Below are 16739 nucleotides of genomic sequence, written 5' to 3' on the forward strand. Positions count from 1 at the left end.
GGGGTAGGGAGAAGGGGACTGCGTTTACCGCGGTGGCAGCGGCGCCGTGGCGACGCCGCTGCCGGACTCAGAAGCTGTACTTGGTGGTGAACTGCACGCGGCTGATGTCGCCCTTGCGGCCGTTCTCGATCTCGCGCACGCCGTACATCAGCTCGGCGCCGATATCGACCTTGGGCATGGGCGTGTAGAACACGTTGCCGCGGATCGACTGCACGCTCTTGGTCACCAGCGCGCCGGTGAGCGAGGCATCGTTGTCGTAGTCGCTGCGCGCGTAGATCAGGTTGGTGCGCAGCTTAGGGGTGAAGGCGTGGCGCCAGCCGACGTAGCCGGCGATCACCCCGGTCGGGTCGAGTTCGTCGCGCACCGCGTCCCAGGCGCTGTCGCCGGTGATGCCCAGGCCGATGTAGCGGGCGATGCCCTGGCCGCCGGTGAGTTGGTAGTGCAGCGAATCGCTGCCGCCCATCACCCATTTGCCGCCCACGGTCAGGCCGCCGCCGGTGGCGGTGGCGTGGGCGCCGGTGGCTTGGCTGTCCACCTTCAGCTGGCGCAGCAGGCCGGCCACGCCGAAGGTGCCCCAGTCGCCCTTCCAGCCGTAGCGCACGGTCAGGTCGGGCAGCGAGCCGCGGTCGGAGCTGGTGGCGCCGACCAGCGTGGTTTCCGGGTTCTCCAGCGCGGCGCTGAAGCCGCCCCGGGTGTAGCGCACCTGTGCCTGGCGCACGAAGATCACGCCGTCGGTCGGGCCGACGAAGTCCACCGCCTCGGGAATGGAGGCCGCGTCCATGAAGTTGGACCAGGTCTGGCCGGCCAGCCAGTTGTTCCAGTACATGTAGGCATGGCGCAGGGTGACGCCATAGGTGTTGGTCGCGGTCTGGTTGCCCAGCGCGTTGCCGAAGAAGTCCATCTCCACCAGCGCGCCGGCCTTGTCGCCGTTCTCGGCGACGTGGTCCACGCCCAGGTTGAAGCGCGAGAACTTGGCGTGGGCGTTGTAGTCCACGCCCGAGGCCTTGCCCGAACCGCCGGCGCCATGCACCGGGGTCTGCCCCGGCAGGTACAGCGAACGGCCGGTGGCGTCGTCGGCAAGCTGGCCGTCGCCGGTGCGGGTGGCCAGGAAGTCGGCCTTGATGAAGCCGCCGAACTTGAAGGTGGTGCCCGGCGTGGCGCCCGGGGTGATGCTGGTCACCTGGATCGGCTGCTTGCCGGCCGGCACCGCGGGCCTGGCCGGTGCGGCGGCGGCCGCCGCCTGTTCGGCGCGCACCTGCTGCACATCGCCCTGGGCCTGGGCGATCGCGCCCTGCTGTTGCTGCTGGGTGGAGAGCAGCAGCTGCACCTGGCGCTCGAGTTCGGCGACGCGCGCTTCCAGCGCCTTCTCCTTCGCCGTGCCGGCCAGGGCCATGCCCGGCGCCAGCAGCGCCACGAACAACGCGGCGGCAAGTGGCCGGCGCACCATCGTCGTGGCGGGGAACGCGCGGTCCGCGCGTTTCAACACGTGTCTGTTCATCAGGTCTGCCTCTCTCCGGCTGGCGTTGACGGCCGCGTCGGTCGCACGGTCCACGGCAGGGTGCGCGGCGTTCACCGCGGGCGGCTATTCGCCATTAGTCGAAAGCGTGCGGGTATTCGACCATCGTCTAAGCCGGGGGGCAGCGCGCGACTGGGGTGATGCGGCACACTTGGGAGGTCGCGGCCGCGTCGCAGATGCGGCTCCCCCATTGGTTACAAGTGCAAAGGTGAGGGTATTGCCATGGCTGATCTCTATCCCGTCGATCCCGCGTTCGCCGCCCGGGCGCGGATCGACAAGACCACGTACCAGCAGCAGTACCGCGAATCGGTGGAAAACCCCGATGCGTTCTGGGCCAGGGCCGCCGAGCGCCTGGACTGGTTCACCAAGCCCACCCGGATCAAGAACGTCAGCTACCAGCTGGATGATTTCCGCATCAAGTGGTTCGAGGACGGCGAACTCAACGTCAGCGTGAACTGCCTGGACCGCCAGCTGGCCACCCGCGGCGACAAGACCGCGCTGCTGTTCGAGCCGGACAGCCCGGACATGCCGGCGCAGAAGGTCACCTACCGCGAGCTGCACGAACGCGTGTGCAGGCTCGGCAACGCGCTGCGCAACCTCGGCGTCGGCAAGGGCGACCGCGTCACCATCTACCTGCCGATGATCGTCGACGCCGCGGTGGCGATGCTGGCCTGCGCGCGCATCGGCGCGATCCACTCGGTGGTGTTCGGCGGCTTCGCCGCCAATTCCATCGCCGACCGCGTCGGCGACTGCGGCAGCAAGCTGATCATCACCGCCGACGAAGGCCTGCGCGGCGGCCGCAAGGTGCCGCTGAAGGCCAACGTCGACGCCGCGCTGAAGCTGCCCGGCACCCACACCGTGGAAACCGTGCTGGTGGTGCGCCATACCGGTGCGGCGGTGGACATGCAGGCGCCGCGCGACCGCTGGTTCCATGACGTGGTGGACACCCAGCCGGCGCAGTGCGAGCCGGAACGCATGAACGCCGAGGACCCGCTGTTCATCCTCTACACCTCCGGTTCCACCGGCAAGCCGAAGGGCGTGCTGCATACCAGCGGCGGTTACCTGCTGTTCGCCGCCTACACCCACGAGGCGGTGTTCGACCTGCGCGAGGACGACGTCTACTGGTGCACCGCCGACGTCGGCTGGGTCACCGGCCACAGCTACATCGTCTACGGCCCGCTGGCCAACGGCGCCACCTCGGTGATGTTCGAGGGCGTGCCGAACTACCCCGACACCTCGCGCTTCTGGCAGGTGATCGACAAGCACCAGGTCACGATCTTCTACACCGCGCCCACCGCGATCCGCGCGCTGATGCGCGACGGCGAGGCGCCGGTCAAGCGCACCTCGCGCAGGAGCCTGCGCCTGCTCGGCAGCGTCGGCGAGCCGATCAACCCCGAAGCCTGGCGCTGGTACCACGACGTGGTCGGCGACGCGCGCTGCCCGATCGTGGACACCTGGTGGCAGACCGAGACCGGCGGCATCCTGATTGCGCCGCTGCCCGGCGCGGTGGACCTCAAGCCCGGCTCGGCGACCCTGCCGTTCTTCGGCGTGCAGCCGGCGCTGGTCAACGCCGACGGCGAGATCCAGGAAGGCGCCACCGAAGGCAACCTGATCATCCGCGACTCGTGGCCGGGGCAGATGCGCACCGTCTACGGCGACCACCAGCGCTTCATCGACACCTATTTCCGCACCTACCCGGGCAGCTACTTCACCGGTGACGGCTGCCGCCGCGACGAGGACGGCTATTACTGGATCACCGGCCGCGTCGACGACGTGATCAACGTCTCTGGCCACCGCATCGGCACCGCCGAAGTGGAAAGCGCGCTGGTCAGCCACCCGAAGGTGGCCGAGGCCGCGGTGGTGGGCTTCCCGCACGACATCAAGGGCCAGGGCATCTACGCCTACGTCACCCTGGTGGCCGGCGAGGCGCAGACCGACGAGCTGCTCAAGGAACTGGTGGCGTGGGTGCGCAAGGAGATCGGCCCGATCGCCGCACCGGACCACCTGCAGTGGGCGCCGGGGCTGCCCAAGACCCGCTCGGGCAAGATCATGCGCCGCATCCTGCGCAAGATCGCCGAAAATGCGCCGGACCAGCTCGGCGACACCTCGACCCTGGCCGACCCCTCGGTGGTGGCGTCGCTGGTGGAAGAGCGCAAGGTTCGGTGAGGCCAGGAGATGAGTGAAGAGGAGTGAGAGAAAGCAGCAGTGGTTTGATTGCCCGCTTCTCACTCCGCCCTTTTCCCAACCTCTCCCCGCAAGCAGACCGGCTTTTGTTTTTGCCTTCTCTCACTCCTCACTCCTCACTCCTCTTCAGCCACTCCTGCTCCAATGCCTACCCTGCTGATCGCCGATGACCACCCGCTGTTCCGCGAAGCGCTGCGCGGCGCGGTGCAGCGGGTCATTCCCGGGGTGCAGCTGCTGGAGGCCGACAGCGTCGAGGCGCTGTATGCGCTGGCCGAGCAGCATCCCGATGCCGATCTGGTGCTGATGGACCTGAACATGCCAGGCGCGCAGGGGTTCAACGCGCTGGTGCACCTGCGCTCGCTGCACCCGCAGTTGCCGATCGTGGTGGTGTCCGCGCGCGAGGAACCGACGGTGATGCGCCGCGCGCTCGACCATGGCGCGTTCGGCTTCATCCCCAAGTCGGCCGATTCGGACACCATCGGCCATGCCCTTGGCACCATCCTCGACGGCGAGCGCTGGGCACCGGCCGAGGCGCACAACGTGCCGCCCACCGACCACGAGGAACGCGAGGTCGGCCAGCGCCTGCGCGAACTCACCCCGCAGCAGTTCCGGGTGCTGCAGATGCTCGGCGCCGGGCGCCTCAACAAGCAGATCGCCTACGACCTGAACGTGTCCGAGGCCACGATCAAGGCGCACGTCACCGCGATCCTGCGCAAGCTCGGCGTCACCAACCGCACCCAGGCGGTGCTGATGGCCGGCAAGCTGGCCATCGACGACGACAGCATCGTGCTGCCGCCGGAAGAAGACTGAGCCACGCCATGCCGGGGCGGCACGCCGCCGCCCCGCCGTCGCGTCCACGGTCAGGCCGCCGGCGAAAGCCGCGGCGCGGCGGCGCCGTCCACCACGAAGGTTTCCGCCGCCGCCGCCAGCTCCTGCGCCTGCTCGTGCATGGCCAACGCCGCCTGCGAGGACGCACGGGCGACGTTGCCGCTCTGGCGGGTGCCGTCGCCGATGCGCCGCAGCAGCCGCTCGACGTCGTCCACCGCGCTGACCTGGCGCGCCGACGCCGCGTCGATGCGCGCCATCGCCACCACCACCTGCTGCACGCGGCCGCCGATGTCCTGCATCGCCTCGCCGCTGCTGTCGACCAGATGGGCGCCGGCCTCGACCTGCTGCAGCGAGGCATCCACCAGCGCGCGGATCTGCTGCGACGCCGCGGCCGAGCGCTGCGCCAGCTGCCGCACTTCGCTGGCGACCACCGCGAAGCCGCGGCCATGGCTGCCGGCGCGCGCAGCTTCCACCGCCGCGTTGAGCGCCAGCAGGTTGGTCTGGAACGACAGGCTGTCGACCGTGGCGACGATCTCGCGGATATGGCGCGAGGACGCGCGCAGCCGCTCCATGCCGGCCACCGCGGCGGTGGTGGCCTCGCGTCCGCGTTCGGCGGCCACGCTCGCGGCTTCGGAGATCTCGGCGCTGTGGCGCGCGCTGTCGGCGTTCTCGCGTGCCTCCCCGGCCACCGAGCGCACGCGCTGCAGCGCGTCGTGCACGTCGTCGACCTGCTGCTGGACCTGCGCGGACAGTTCGCGGGTGCCGCTGGCCATGTCGGCCACAGCCGACTGCACGCTGCCGGCCGACTGCTGGATGCTGGAGACAATGGCCCCGACCTGGCGCATCGCCACCTCCAGCCCCTGCCGCAGCCGCGCGTAGATGCCGTCGCCATCGTCGCGCATGCGCGCGCTCAGGTCGCCACGGGCGAAGTGGCCGATCACCCGCGTGGCATCGCCGACCTGGGTCTGCACGCTGTCCAGCAGCGCGTTGATGCGCCCGGCCAGCTCGCGCACGAAGCCCTGCTTGTCGGCCAGTTCGATGCGCCCTTGCAGGTCGCCGGCCGCGGCCGCGGCCACGACCGCCGCGACTTCGTGGGCGATCACCCGCTCCAGGCGCCGGTCCTGCCATTCCATCACCAGCCCCAGCACCCGCGCCTGTTCCAGCACCGGGCTGGCGCGCAGCAGGAAGCCGGTGTTGCCCAGCTCGACTTCGGCATCGACCGTAGCGCCCTCCCCGCGGGCCCGCGCCAGCACCGCGGCCACCTCGGTGCCGAGTGCAGCCACGTCGGCGCCGGTATCCACCGCGGCATCGACGCCCGCCTCGGCGAAGGTCTGGCGCAGGGCATCGTTGGCGTACACCACGCGTCCGTCGCCATCGGTGACCAGTACCGCGGCGCGCGCCACGTCCAGCGCCTGGCGCACGCGCTGGTTGGCCAGCGCGGCCACGCGTTCGCTGGCGATGCGTTCGCGCAGGCTGGCCTGCATCTGCATCAGCGCGGTGGCGAGGCGGCCGATCTCGTCATGCCGGTTGCGCACCACCAGGGTGCCGTCCAGGTGGTCGTCGGCAATCGCCCCGGCGAACGCCGCGGCCGCGGCCAGCGGCCGGTCGATGGCACGCAGCAGCAGCACCAGCAGCGTCACCAGCAGCGCGCCGACGATCAGCACGGTGGCGGCGAAGGCGGCGTTCATCCAGTTGCGCGCGGCGGCCTGCCCGGCCTGCTGCGCCTGCAGCGCGCTGCGCTGGTCGCGCTGCAGGCGCAGGATCACCGGGTCCACCTGCGCGGCATAGTCGTCCAGCGCCTGGGTCTCGCTGTCCACGCCGAAGCGCGCCGCCGCATAGGACAGGAATGCCCCCTGGTAGCGCTGCATCGCCTCGCGCACCTGCGCGCGCACCGGCTCGGGCATGCGCGCGCGCTGCAGCAGCAGTTCGAACGGCATCGCTTCGGCGCCCAGTTCGTCGGCGTACTTCTGGTCGCGGCGCAGGATGAAGTCCTTCTCGTGGCGGCGCATGCTCAGCATCGACACCTGCAGCTCCGGTTCGCGGTATTCGCCGATCAGGTTCTCCACGGTATGCACCGCGGCGCGCAGTTCGCCCTGCATGCCGCTGTCGGCATCGTGGCCGAGCTCGCCGATGCGCTCGTCCAGCAGCCGCGCCGATTCCAGGTAGGCCTGCAGCGCGGTGGCCAGCCCGGGCGGCCACGGTTCGGCGCCAGGCACCGGCGCCAATGCCTGGCCCAGCTGCGCACGCGCCTTGCCGAACGCCTGCCCGGCGGTGGTCGAGAACGACATGGCATACTCGGCCTGCGCGCGCCGCGCTTCGGCGAAGGCACGCGCCAGGTTCTCCAGCCGCGCCGCGTCCTGCTGGTAGCGTTGCAGGCGCTGGTCGGCGGCACGGGTGCCGGCGCTGAGCCAGGCATAGGCTGAACCGATGACGGCCAGGCCGACCACCAGGGCCAACAGGCTCAACCGCAGCTTCTGGGCGATTCCAAGCGGGAACTTCATTGCACGACTCCGGGCGTGGGAACGCCTCTGGATCGGCCGCTGCCGCGCTTTCTTTAGGACGTCCGGCGAACGCAGGCGCGCCGCGGGCGGCGCGCGGCGCAATGAGGCCAGCGCCTGATGACAGGCGCATGTCAGCGGCCGCAGGCGAGGGCCGCGGGCGCCACGGCGGCGTGCTAGAATCCGCGCTCCCTTGGGGAGTAGCCTGCTTCCAGCGTCTGGAAGCGCACGCGTCAACACACTCGACCATTGCGTCGTGGCGCGTGCGACCGGTTCCACGGTTGGCGAGACCAACGGCATGCGAGCGCAACGTCAGGTCGGGCGCGCCGCGTGCCGTCCGTGTCCGCCCGGCCAGGAAAACCCGATGTCCCCACTTTCCATCCTCCTGATCGGCTTCGCCATGTCCACCGACGCCTTCGCCGCCGCGATCGGCAAGGGGGCGGCGATGCGCCGGCCGCGCCTGCCCGACGCACTGCGCGCCGGCCTGATCTTCGGCGTGATCGAAGCCATCACCCCGCTGCTGGGCTGGTTGCTGGGCCGCGCCACCTCGCAGTACGTGGAAGCGTTCGACCACTGGATCGCCTTCGTCCTGCTCGGCGCGCTGGGCGTGCACATGATCGTGGCCGGGCTGCGCCCAGATGCCGAGGAGGAAACCCAGGACGCCGGCGACAACCGCCACCACCGCTTCTTGACGCTGGCCGCCACCGGCCTGGCCACCAGCATCGACGCGGCCGCGGTCGGCGTGAGCCTGGCCTTCCTGGACGTGCATATCGGCGTGGTGGCGCTGGTCATCGGCCTGTGCACGCTGGTCATGGTGACCCTGGGCATCATGCTCGGGCGCGTGCTCGGCGCGCTGGTCGGCAAGCGCGCCGAGATCGTCGGCGGCGTGATCCTGATCGTCATCGGCGCCAGCATCCTGTACGAACACCTGCACGGCGCGGCCTGACACGCAGGTGCGGGGCTCACCCCGCACGGGTTTCCCGGTGAAGCCCCATGCGCGGCAAGCAGCGCATCTACGCGGAGCGGCCGCATGCGGGGCAAGCCCCGCATCTACGCGGAGCGGTGCGGCCGGCGCCCACGGGCCTCTACCATCAGGCGGCGAGGAACCACGTAGGTGCGGGGCTCGCCCCGCACGGGCTATCCCGGTGAGGCCGCATGCGCGGCAAGCGGCGCATCTACGCAAACGGTGCGGCCGGCAATCGCCGGCTCGCCCGGCGCCGACGAGGTTCTACCGCCGGGCAACGACGAAGCTCCACGTAGGTGCGGGGCTCGCCCCGCACGGGCTTTCCCGGTGAGGCCCCATGCGCGGCAAGCAGCGCATCTACGCGGAGCGGCGCGGCCGGCAATCACCGGTTCGCCCGGCGCCGACGAGGTTCTACCGCCGGGCAGCAACGAAGCTCCACGTAGGTGCGGGGCTCGCCCCGCACGGGCTTTCCCGGTGAGACCCCATGCGCGGCAAGCAGCGCATCTACATGAAGCGGTGCGGCCGGCAATCGCCGGCGCAACCGGCTTCCACGAGGCCCTACCGCCAGGCGGTCAGGAAGGCGCGCAGCGAGGCCGGCTTCACCGGCTTGGTCAGCACCCGGTAGCCGCGCTCGCGCGCCATCCGCTTCAACTCGTCGCGGCCGTCGGCGGTGAGCAGCGCGCCGGGCAGCGGCCGGCCGGCGGCGGCGCGCAGTGCAACCAGCGCGTCGAGCCCGTCCATGCGGTCATGCAGGTGGTAGTCCACCAGCATCACGTCGGGGTGCTCGGCGATCTTCTGCAGCGCGATGTCCACGGTGCTGGCAGCGATCACTTCCACCTTCCAGCGGCCGAGCAGCGCGCGCATGCCGTCGAGGATTTCCTGGTCGTTGTCCACGCACAGCACGCGCAGCCCGGCCAGCGCCTCGTCGCCGCCGAACCCCGGCATGGCGCGTGGCGGTGGCGCCACCGCCGGGGTCGGCACCCGCGGCAGGGTGATGGAGAACATGCTGCCGCGGCCGGGCTGGCTGCGCGCATCCAGGCCATGGCCCAGCAGGCGCGAAATGCGCTGGCAGATCGACAGGCCCAGGCCCAGCCCCTGCTCGCCCCAGTCGAACGGCTGCTGGTAGCGGTGGAACTCGTTGAAGATCTGCTGCATGTGGTGCTCGGGAATGCCCGGGCCGGTATCCCACACCTGCAGCTCGACCTGGCCACCGCGCACCCGCAATGCCAGCACGATGCGCCCGCTGCGCGTGTAGCGCAGCGCGTTGGCCATGAAGTTCTGCAGCACCCGGCGCAGCAGCCGGCGGTCGCTGCGCACCCACGCCGGGCGCGCGAACACGTGCAGCCGCAGCCCGCGCCCGGCCGCCACCGGGGTGTATTGCGCGGCCAGCTCGCGCACCAGCACCGCGGCATCGAAATCGGTGAGGGTCGGGCGCAGCCCGCCGGCATCCAACCGCGACACGTCGAGCAGGCCGTCGAGCAGCTCCTCGGCCGCGCGCAGCGAGGCATCCACGCGCTCGGCGAGATGGCGTTGTTCGTCGTTCTCGTGCAGGCCGTCGCGCAGCGCCGAGGCGAACAGCCGCGCGGCGTTCAGTGGCTGCAGCACGTCGTGGCTGATCGCGGCCAGGAAGCGGGTCTTGGACTGCTGCGCCGCCTCGGCCGCCTGCGAGCGCTCGGCCACGCGCTGTTCCAGGGTCTCGTTGGCCTCCAGCAGCGCCTGCTCGGCGCGCTTGAAGTCGCTGATGTCGTTGTAGCTGGTGACGTAGCCGCCGCCGGGCAGGGCCTGGCCGCGCAGTTCGATCACCTTGCCGTCGGCGCCGGTGCGCTCGAACACGTGTGGCGTGCCGGCGCGCATGTGGCCGATGCGGCGGTTGATCTGCACCTCGATGTCGCCTTCGCCCAGTTCGCCGCGCTCGGCGTTGTAGCGGATCAGGTCGGCGACCGGGCGGCCCACGTAGAGCATGCCGTCGGGGTAGCCGAACATCTGCTGGTAGCGGCGGTTCCACGCGGTCAGGCGCATGTCCGGATCGACCACGCTGACCCCGGCGCTGATGTTCTCCAGCGTGGTCGACAGGATCTCGCGGTTGAAGCGCAGCTCCTGCCCGGCCTCGTCCAGCACCGCGACCACTTCGCCCAGGTCCATGCCCGAGCCGCGCAGCAGGCTGGTCAGCAGCAGGCGCGCGGAGGCGGCGCCGATCGACGCGGCCAGCAGGCGTTCGGTGAACTGCACCCAGGCGCGGTCGGCGGCGGCGGCCGGCTGGAACTCGCGCTGCAGCGCCTGCGCCTGCTCGACGAAGGCGCGCCGCGCACGCACGTCGCCGACCACGCGCGTGGCCAGCGCCAGCAGGTCGCGCACCTTGACGTGCGCCGGCCAGTCGCCGGCCACCGCCGGGCGCCGCGCATACGGCTCCAGGAACGGCGCCACGCGCAGCCGTTCGGCCACCCCCGGGCGCCAGCGCATCGACACCAGCAGCATGGTCGCGGCATTGAGCAGCAGCGACCAGAAGGTGCCATGGGTCAGCGGGTCCCAGCCGCGCAGGCCGAACAGCTGTTCCGGGCGCAGCCAGTCGATGCCGAACGGGCCGTGCTCGACCAGCGCCACGTCGAGCCAGCCACCGTGGCTGAGCGCCGGCAGCAGCAGCGTGTAGACCCACAGCGCGAAGCCCACCGCCATGCCGGCGCCGACGCCGCGGCGGCTGGCGCCGCGCCAGTACAGCCCGCCGATCAGGCCCGGCGCGAACTGCGCCACCGCGGCGAAGGCCATCAGCCCGTAAGTGGCGAGCATGGTGTCGTTGTTGCTGCCGCGGTAATAGCCGTACGCCACCAGCGCCAGCAGCAGGATCGCCAGGCGGCGGATCCACAGCACCCGCGAGGCGACGTCGGCGGCCTCGCGGTGGTCGCCGCTGCGGCGCAGCAGCAGCGGCATCACCAGGTCGTTGCTGATCATCGTCGCCAGCGCGATCGAGGACACGATCACCATGCCGGTGGCCGCCGAGAAGCCGCCGACATAGGCCACCAGCGCCAGCGCGGTGTTGCCGGTGCTCATCGGCAGCGCCAGCACCAGCGCGTCGTCGACCACTCCGCCGCTGCCGAGCAGCGCGTTGCCGGCCACCGCGATCGGCACGATCATCAGCGAGATCAGCACCAGGTAGCCACCGAACAGCCAGCGCGCGCGGCGCACGTCGCCGACGTCGCCGCACTCCACCACCGCCACGTGGAACTGGCGCGGCAGGCAGATCAGCGCCAGGAAGCTGAGCAGGGTCTGCGAGACGAAACCGACCGGCGGCGTGCCTTCGAACAGGGTCCGCGCCGAGGCCACCACCGCGGTGCCGCGGTCGGACAGCCAGACGTAGGCGAACACCCCGACCGCCACCATCGCCAGCAGCTTGATCATCGACTCCAGCGCGATGGCCAGCATCATGCCGTGGTGGTGTTCGGTGGCGTCCACCTGGCGGGTGCCGAACAGGGTGGCGAACAGTGCCATCAGCAGCGCCACGTACAGCGCCGGATCGGTGAGCACGCCGCCACCGCCGCTGTCGCCGGTGAGCACCTGCAGGCTCATCGCCACCGCCTTGTACTGCAGCGCCAGGTACGGCACCACGCCGATCAGCGCGATCACCGCCACCAGCGCGGCCAGGCGCCGCGAACGGCCATAGCGGGAGGAGATGAAATCGGCGATGGAGACCACGTTCTCGCTGCGCGCGATCAGCGCCAGCCGCTCGATGATGCGCCAGCCGAACAGCAGCAGCAGCAGCGGCCCCAGGTAGATCGGCAGGTAGCCGATGCCATAGCGCACCGCGGTGCCGACCGCGCCGTAGAAGGTCCACGACGAGCAGTACACCGCCAGTGCCAGGCTGTAGACCACCGGCCGCAGCCATGGCCGGTCCGGATACATCGGCCGATGGTCGCCCCACCACGCCACGCCGAACAGCAGCGCGGCATAGCCGAGCGAGACCAGCAGCAGGATCCAGCTTGAGACCAAGGACGAGTTTCCGGACGGGCCGTGCCGCAGTGTAGCCGCTGCCAGGCCCGCGCCGCGGCGGCCACCCGGCGCCGGTCAGCAGGGCAGCGCTTCGCCGCCCCCGGCCGCGGGCACCGGCCCGGCGGGCAGCGGCCGCGCCGGCAGGTACAGGTGGAACCGGGTGCCTTCGCCCGGGGCACTGTCCACTTCGATGCGGCCGTCGGCCGCGGCGACCAGGTTGCCGGCCACCGCCAGGCCCAGGCCGGTGCCCTGGCCGCTGGGCTTGGTGGTGAAGAACGGCTCCATGCAGCGCTGCCGCACTTCCTCGCTCATGCCATGGCCACTGTCGCTCACTTCGATGCGCAGTTCGTTGCCCGGCTCCGGGCAGCACAGCGCCAGCCGGAAGGTGCCGCCGTCGGGCATCGCCTGCTGGGCATTGGCGGCCAGGCTCAACAGCACCAGTTCCAGCTGCGCCGGATCGAAATGGATCTGGCACTGCACCCGGCCGGTATCCAGTTCGAACACCGTGCGCGCGTCGAACAACTGGCGCAGCATCGGCTCCATCGTGGCGATGGTCGGGGCCGCGTCCAGCAGCTGCGGCCGGGCCACGTCCTGGCGGCTGAAGTCCAGCAGCCGGCGGGTCACCGCGCCGGCGCGCCGCGCCGCCGACTCCACGCCCTGCAGCGCCGCCTTCAGCTCGGCCGGATCGTCGCTGCGGCGGCCCTTGCCGGCGTAGCCCATGATCAGCGCCAGCAGATGGTTGAAATCATGCGCCACGCCGCTGGCCAGCCGGCCCACGTTCTCGATCTTCAGCGCATGCACCAGCTGCTCGCGCGAGCGTTCCTTTTCCTGCATCTCCAGCTGCAGCGCGTCGCGCTTGCGCGCCAGGTCGGCGCCGCGGCGCTGGGCGATGCGCAGGTTGTGGCGCAGCGCGGACAGCGACTGGTCCAGGACGAAGGCGACCACCACCGTGCCGAAGCCGGACAGCGCCAGGTCGCGCAGCACCAGCTCCACGCGCGAGGGCAGGTAGAAGCCGGCGGCCGCGTCCTGCCACGCGCCCAGCGCCAGCAGCGCGCCCAGCCAGGCAGTCGCCAGCCACAGCGCGCGACGCCCCAGCAGCGCACCGGCCAGCAGTACCGGCAGCAGCTGCAGCAGTTGCCCGTGCATCTGCGCGCGCAGGCCCCAGTAACCGTAGGCCACCGAGGTCAGCACCAGGTTGAGCACCACGAAGGCCATTGCCGACAGGTGCAGGCGCCGGCGCCGCAGCAGTTCCAGCGAAACCAGGCAGGTGAGCATGCCGGCCACGCCCAGCACCCGCGGCAGCGCGCCGGCCGCCGGCCCCTCCCACAGCAGGAGCAGCAACTGGTAGCCGGCCACGGCCAGCAGCAGGCGCAACAGCATGGCCATGGCGCGTGCCTCGGTGGCGTCGACCACCGCCGGCGCGCGCGGCGCGTCGCTGGCACGCATGCGCCGGGATGACTCGGCCGGATCCCCGGGCCGGGTAGTGCGGGAAAGCATCGGGCGGAATCCCCGGCGCGGCGGGCGGCCACGCGGCAAATGGATGGGTCGCCGCCATATTACGGGCCCGCCGGCGGCAATGGGCCGGCGCGGCGCGGACGCGGCGCCGGATGGCCACCCGGCGGCGCCCGGCATGCGGGCAGTACGGCTATATTACCGGCGTCCGTCGCGCGATCTGCCGCGCCGCCAGCCGGCCGGACGCTCCCCCGCCTGGAACCACCGGACGCCATGCCCCGACCGCTTCGTGCCACCCGATTCCGCCGCCTGATGCCATGGGCGGTGCTGGCGACGGTCGTGGCCGGCCCCGCAGGCGCCCAGACCGTGGAAGCCGATGCACGGCTGATGGACCAGGTGGCACGCTGCCACGCGACGGTGCACGGCGCCCCGCGCGAGGCGCTGGCAATCGCCACCCGGCTGCTGGCCACGCCGGCGCTGCCCGTGGTGGTCGAAATCGGCGCCGAAGGGTGCCGCGGCTTCGCCAGCCAGCTGCTGGGCCAGGGCGACGCCAGCCTGGAATCGGCCGCGCGCCTGCAGGCACTGCTGCGGACACCGGGGCTACCGGCCTTCGAACGCGGCCGTGCGCTGCAGATGGCCGCCACCCTGCTGCAGCGCAATGGCCAGACCACGGAAGGCCTGCAGCTGCTCGAATCGATGCTCGAGCGCGGCATCGCCGAGGGCGACGTGGGCAGCCAGATCACCGCGCTGACCGGCATCGCCCTGATCCGCGGCGAGCAGATGGACGACCCCGAAGGCGCGCTGCACTACCTGAAGCAGGCGCTGGCGCTGTCCGACCACCTGCGCCGGCCGCCGCTGCCGCAGGACGTGATGCTGCACTACAACCATGGCTACACGCTGCTGCGGCTCAAGCGCCATGACGAGGCGGAGCGGGCGTTCGCCCGCGCCGAATCCATCGCCGGGCGCGTGTCCAGCCAGGACGTGATGCTGCACCGGATCCGCGGCCACCGGGCCGAAATCCAGCATGCCCGCGGCCGCCTGGAGGCGGCCAGGGCGCAGTTCCTCGCGATCCTGCCGTGGCAGGCGAAGAACGACCCGCTCGGGCAGATCGTCACCCTGCAGCGGCTGGCACGGATCGCGCTCGAGCAGCAGCAGCCGCGGCAGGCGCGGGAGCTGGGCGAACAGGCGCTGGCGCTGGCCGAAACCGGCAAGTTCCCCGAAGCAACCCGCGACAGCCTGGACATTCTGGCCGAAACCAGCGTGGCACTCGGCGATACCGCCCAGGCGCGCGACTACCTGCGCCAGGCCAGGCAGATCGACCAGGCACGGATGAAGGGCGACGACCTCAACCGGCTGGCGAGGCTGCAGGCCACCGCCGAGAAGGCGCTGGACCCGGCCCGCATCAACGCCGTCCAGGAAGCCAGCCGCGACCGCCTGCTGCGCAATGCCGCACTGGCGGCGGCGCTGATCCTGCTGCTGGGCGGCGGCGCCCTGTACCTGCGCATGCGCCGCCAGCAGCGGCAGCTGCGCAGGCTCGGCACCATCGACGCGCTCACCGGGCTGCCGAACCGGCGCGAGGCGCAGCGCCTGCTGGACGCCGCCATGTCAGCGCGCACCGGCGAGGCGCGCAGCGCCGTGCTGTTGCTGGAGATCGACGGCTTCAAGGCGCTCAACGACCTGCATGGCCATGCCGCCGGCGACCTGCTGCTGCGCGCGGTGGCCGAGGAACTGGTCCGCGGCAGCGACCAGCACGACCACGTGGCGCGCTGGGGCGGGGCCACGTTCGTGGTGATCCGCGCCAACACGTCGCAGGCCGCGGCGTTCGCACTGGCCGCGCATTTGTGCCGCCGCATCGAACGGCTGCAGGTGGATGTCGCCCCGGGCCAGTGCCTGACCCCCAGCCTGTCCGCCGGCGTGGCCCCGCATCCGCTGTTCCCGGGGGCCACCGCGAACCAGACCGACACCCTGCGCGCGGTCAGCCGGGCGCTGCAGGTGGCGCGCCGCAGCGGCGTCGGCACCTGGGCCGGGTTGTGGGGCCTGGCCGACGGTCGCACGGTCGACCTCTACAGCATCCTGCGCGATCCCGAGCACGCGCTGGCGCAGGGCTGGATCGCGATCGGCGGCGGCCGGCCGATGTCGTGGGCGCCACCGCGCGAGGTCGCCGCCGCGCCGGCGCGCGACGAAAACCGCGGCCCCAACCGGATGTCCCATCTGCCCTGAACCCGGCATCCGCCGGCCACGCGCACCCGGCAACCGATGCAGACCGCGGCCTTTCACCTGGCGCGTGCGCTCATCGGGCCAGTTCGAAGCGCACTTCGACCCGGCGGTTGGGCAGCAGGCATTCCAGCAGCGCGGCACGCAGCGTGACGCCGTCGCACTGCTGCACCTGCTGGGTATCGCCGCGGTATTCGTAGCGGATCGCGTCCGGGTCGATGCCGCGGCCGATCAGCAGCTCGCGCACCGTCTGCGCGCGCCGCTGCGACAGGCCCTGGTTGTAGTCGAAGCCCCTGCCCTGCATGCGGTCGGCGTGTCCGACCAGGGTGACCCCGGCCAGTTCGCGCTTCTCGCCGGCGAGGGTGGCCAGCGCGCGGTCGATGCTCTCCAGCGAGTAGGTACGGATGTCCTTGCGGCCGTCGCGGTCGAACTCGAACAGCACGTTGGCGATCAGCGGGCCCGGCGTGGCCGCCGGCGCGGCGTCCGGCGCCACGCCGCACTGGCGCGCCAGCGCCTCGGCATCGTTCACCAGGTCCTCGGCGATCTGGATGTACGGCTTGGAGTGGCGCCATTGCTGCTGGTTGAACTCGTTGCCGGCGTGCACCAGCTCGACCTCGCCGCAGGCCACGGCCTGCTGTGCGCAGCTGAAGCCCGGGGTGCCGTGGATCGCCTTCAGGCGCTGCCACAGGTCGTCGCGCAGGTACCTGGCGTTGTTGACCAGGGGCGTGTCGGTGGGAAGCGGCGCGACGCCGTTCTCCATGGCCACGATCAGCTTCTCCGACTCGGTCAGCGCGTCCTGCGGGAACGCGCTGCGGTCGTTGCGGGTGTATTCGTGGAACGACACGTCCAGCCAGCACTGCGCCTTGGCCATGCCGTAGTCGCGCACCGGGCGGCCGGCGTCGTTGAGCGCCTGGATGCGGCCCTGGGTGGCTTCGTAGCCCTGCAGGTCGGCATGGATGGCTTCGTCGGTGATGCGCTTTTCCTGCGGGTTGAGCCGGGTCTGCTGGGCGCCGGTGCTGCCGGCCACGATGGACAGGAGGGCGGCGGACAGCAGCGCGCGGGACAGGGTGGAACGGTTATGCGGAGATTTCATCGGGTCGTC

At 71.4% G+C, this 16739-nt stretch carries 9 protein-coding genes; 4 read left to right on the plus strand and 5 right to left on the minus strand.

The features are described from left to right. Positions 1 to 67: 67 nt before the first annotated feature. Positions 68 to 1498, minus strand: coding sequence for a DcaP family trimeric outer membrane transporter (locus tag ACJ7VY_RS16010; RefSeq protein ID WP_409476046.1), 1431 nt, complete (start codon positions 1496 to 1498; stop codon positions 68 to 70). Positions 1499 to 1738: 240 nt separating this feature from the next. Between ACJ7VY_RS16010 and acs the strand changes: the two genes are divergently transcribed. Both acs and ACJ7VY_RS16020 read left to right on the plus strand, forming a co-directional pair. Next, positions 1739 to 3682, plus strand: a complete 1944-nt coding sequence (acs, locus tag ACJ7VY_RS16015) for an acetate--CoA ligase (protein ID WP_313231994.1) — start codon at positions 1739 to 1741, stop codon at positions 3680 to 3682. Positions 3683 to 3844: 162 nt separating this feature from the next. Further along, positions 3845 to 4510: a response regulator transcription factor gene (locus tag ACJ7VY_RS16020; RefSeq protein ID WP_054668422.1), complete on the plus strand. Its 666-nt coding sequence runs from the start codon at positions 3845 to 3847 to the stop codon at positions 4508 to 4510. A 50-nt stretch (positions 4511 to 4560) separates the two neighbouring features. On the opposite strand, the gene ACJ7VY_RS16025 is transcribed toward ACJ7VY_RS16020, so the two are convergent. Then, positions 4561 to 7029 carry a methyl-accepting chemotaxis protein gene (locus tag ACJ7VY_RS16025; protein WP_409476047.1) on the minus strand — a complete coding sequence of 823 codons (2469 nt, stop codon included), beginning with the start codon at positions 7027 to 7029 and terminating at the stop codon, positions 4561 to 4563. Between the two features lie 361 nt (positions 7030 to 7390). Between ACJ7VY_RS16025 and ACJ7VY_RS16030 the strand changes: the two genes are divergently transcribed. Continuing rightward, positions 7391 to 7972: a manganese efflux pump MntP family protein gene (locus tag ACJ7VY_RS16030; RefSeq protein WP_409476048.1), complete on the plus strand. Its 582-nt coding sequence runs from the start codon at positions 7391 to 7393 to the stop codon at positions 7970 to 7972. A gap of 576 nt (positions 7973 to 8548) precedes the next feature. On the opposite strand, the gene ACJ7VY_RS16035 is transcribed toward ACJ7VY_RS16030, so the two are convergent. Both ACJ7VY_RS16035 and ACJ7VY_RS16040 read right to left on the minus strand, forming a co-directional pair. Further along, positions 8549 to 11971 (minus strand): NahK/ErcS family hybrid sensor histidine kinase/response regulator, encoded by a 3423-nt coding sequence (locus tag ACJ7VY_RS16035; protein WP_409476049.1) that lies wholly within the window; start codon positions 11969 to 11971, stop codon positions 8549 to 8551. A gap of 75 nt (positions 11972 to 12046) precedes the next feature. Next, positions 12047 to 13468, minus strand: a complete 1422-nt coding sequence (locus tag ACJ7VY_RS16040; RefSeq protein ID WP_409476050.1) for a sensor histidine kinase — start codon at positions 13466 to 13468, stop codon at positions 12047 to 12049. Positions 13469 to 13696: 228 nt separating this feature from the next. On the opposite strand from ACJ7VY_RS16040, the gene ACJ7VY_RS16045 reads away from it, so the two are divergent. Then, the gene (locus ACJ7VY_RS16045) at positions 13697 to 15643 is read left to right on the plus strand and encodes a diguanylate cyclase domain-containing protein (protein WP_409476051.1); all 1947 of its coding nucleotides are present in this window, start codon (positions 13697 to 13699) and stop codon (positions 15641 to 15643) included. A 70-nt stretch (positions 15644 to 15713) separates the two neighbouring features. Here ACJ7VY_RS16045 and ACJ7VY_RS16050 read toward each other — a convergent pair whose 3' ends face one another. After that, complete coding sequence (locus tag ACJ7VY_RS16050; protein ID WP_313248013.1) at positions 15714 to 16730, minus strand: OmpA family protein; 1017 nt, start codon at positions 16728 to 16730, stop codon at positions 15714 to 15716. Positions 16731 to 16739: the final 9 nt, after the last annotated feature.

It is taken from the genome of Stenotrophomonas sp. Y-13, from assembly GCF_046267925.1.
Taxonomy (GTDB): domain Bacteria; phylum Pseudomonadota; class Gammaproteobacteria; order Xanthomonadales; family Xanthomonadaceae; genus Stenotrophomonas; species Stenotrophomonas acidaminiphila_A.

Bases quoted from the DNA above. Each gene is read 5' to 3' on its own strand.
- ACJ7VY_RS16010 (WP_409476046.1), bottom strand. From the start codon at position 1,498: ATGAACAGACACGTGTTGAAACGCGCGGACCGCGCGTTCCCCGCCACG.
- acs (WP_313231994.1), top strand. From the start codon at position 1,739: ATGGCTGATCTCTATCCCGTCGATCCCGCGTTCGCCGCCCGGGCGCGG.
- ACJ7VY_RS16020 (WP_054668422.1), top strand. From the start codon at position 3,845: ATGCCTACCCTGCTGATCGCCGATGACCACCCGCTGTTCCGCGAAGCG.
- ACJ7VY_RS16025 (WP_409476047.1), bottom strand. From the start codon at position 7,029: ATGAAGTTCCCGCTTGGAATCGCCCAGAAGCTGCGGTTGAGCCTGTTG.
- ACJ7VY_RS16030 (WP_409476048.1), top strand. From the start codon at position 7,391: ATGTCCCCACTTTCCATCCTCCTGATCGGCTTCGCCATGTCCACCGAC.
- ACJ7VY_RS16040 (WP_409476050.1), bottom strand. From the start codon at position 13,468: ATGCTTTCCCGCACTACCCGGCCCGGGGATCCGGCCGAGTCATCCCGG.
- ACJ7VY_RS16045 (WP_409476051.1), top strand. From the start codon at position 13,697: ATGCCCCGACCGCTTCGTGCCACCCGATTCCGCCGCCTGATGCCATGG.
- ACJ7VY_RS16050 (WP_313248013.1), bottom strand. From the start codon at position 16,730: ATGAAATCTCCGCATAACCGTTCCACCCTGTCCCGCGCGCTGCTGTCC.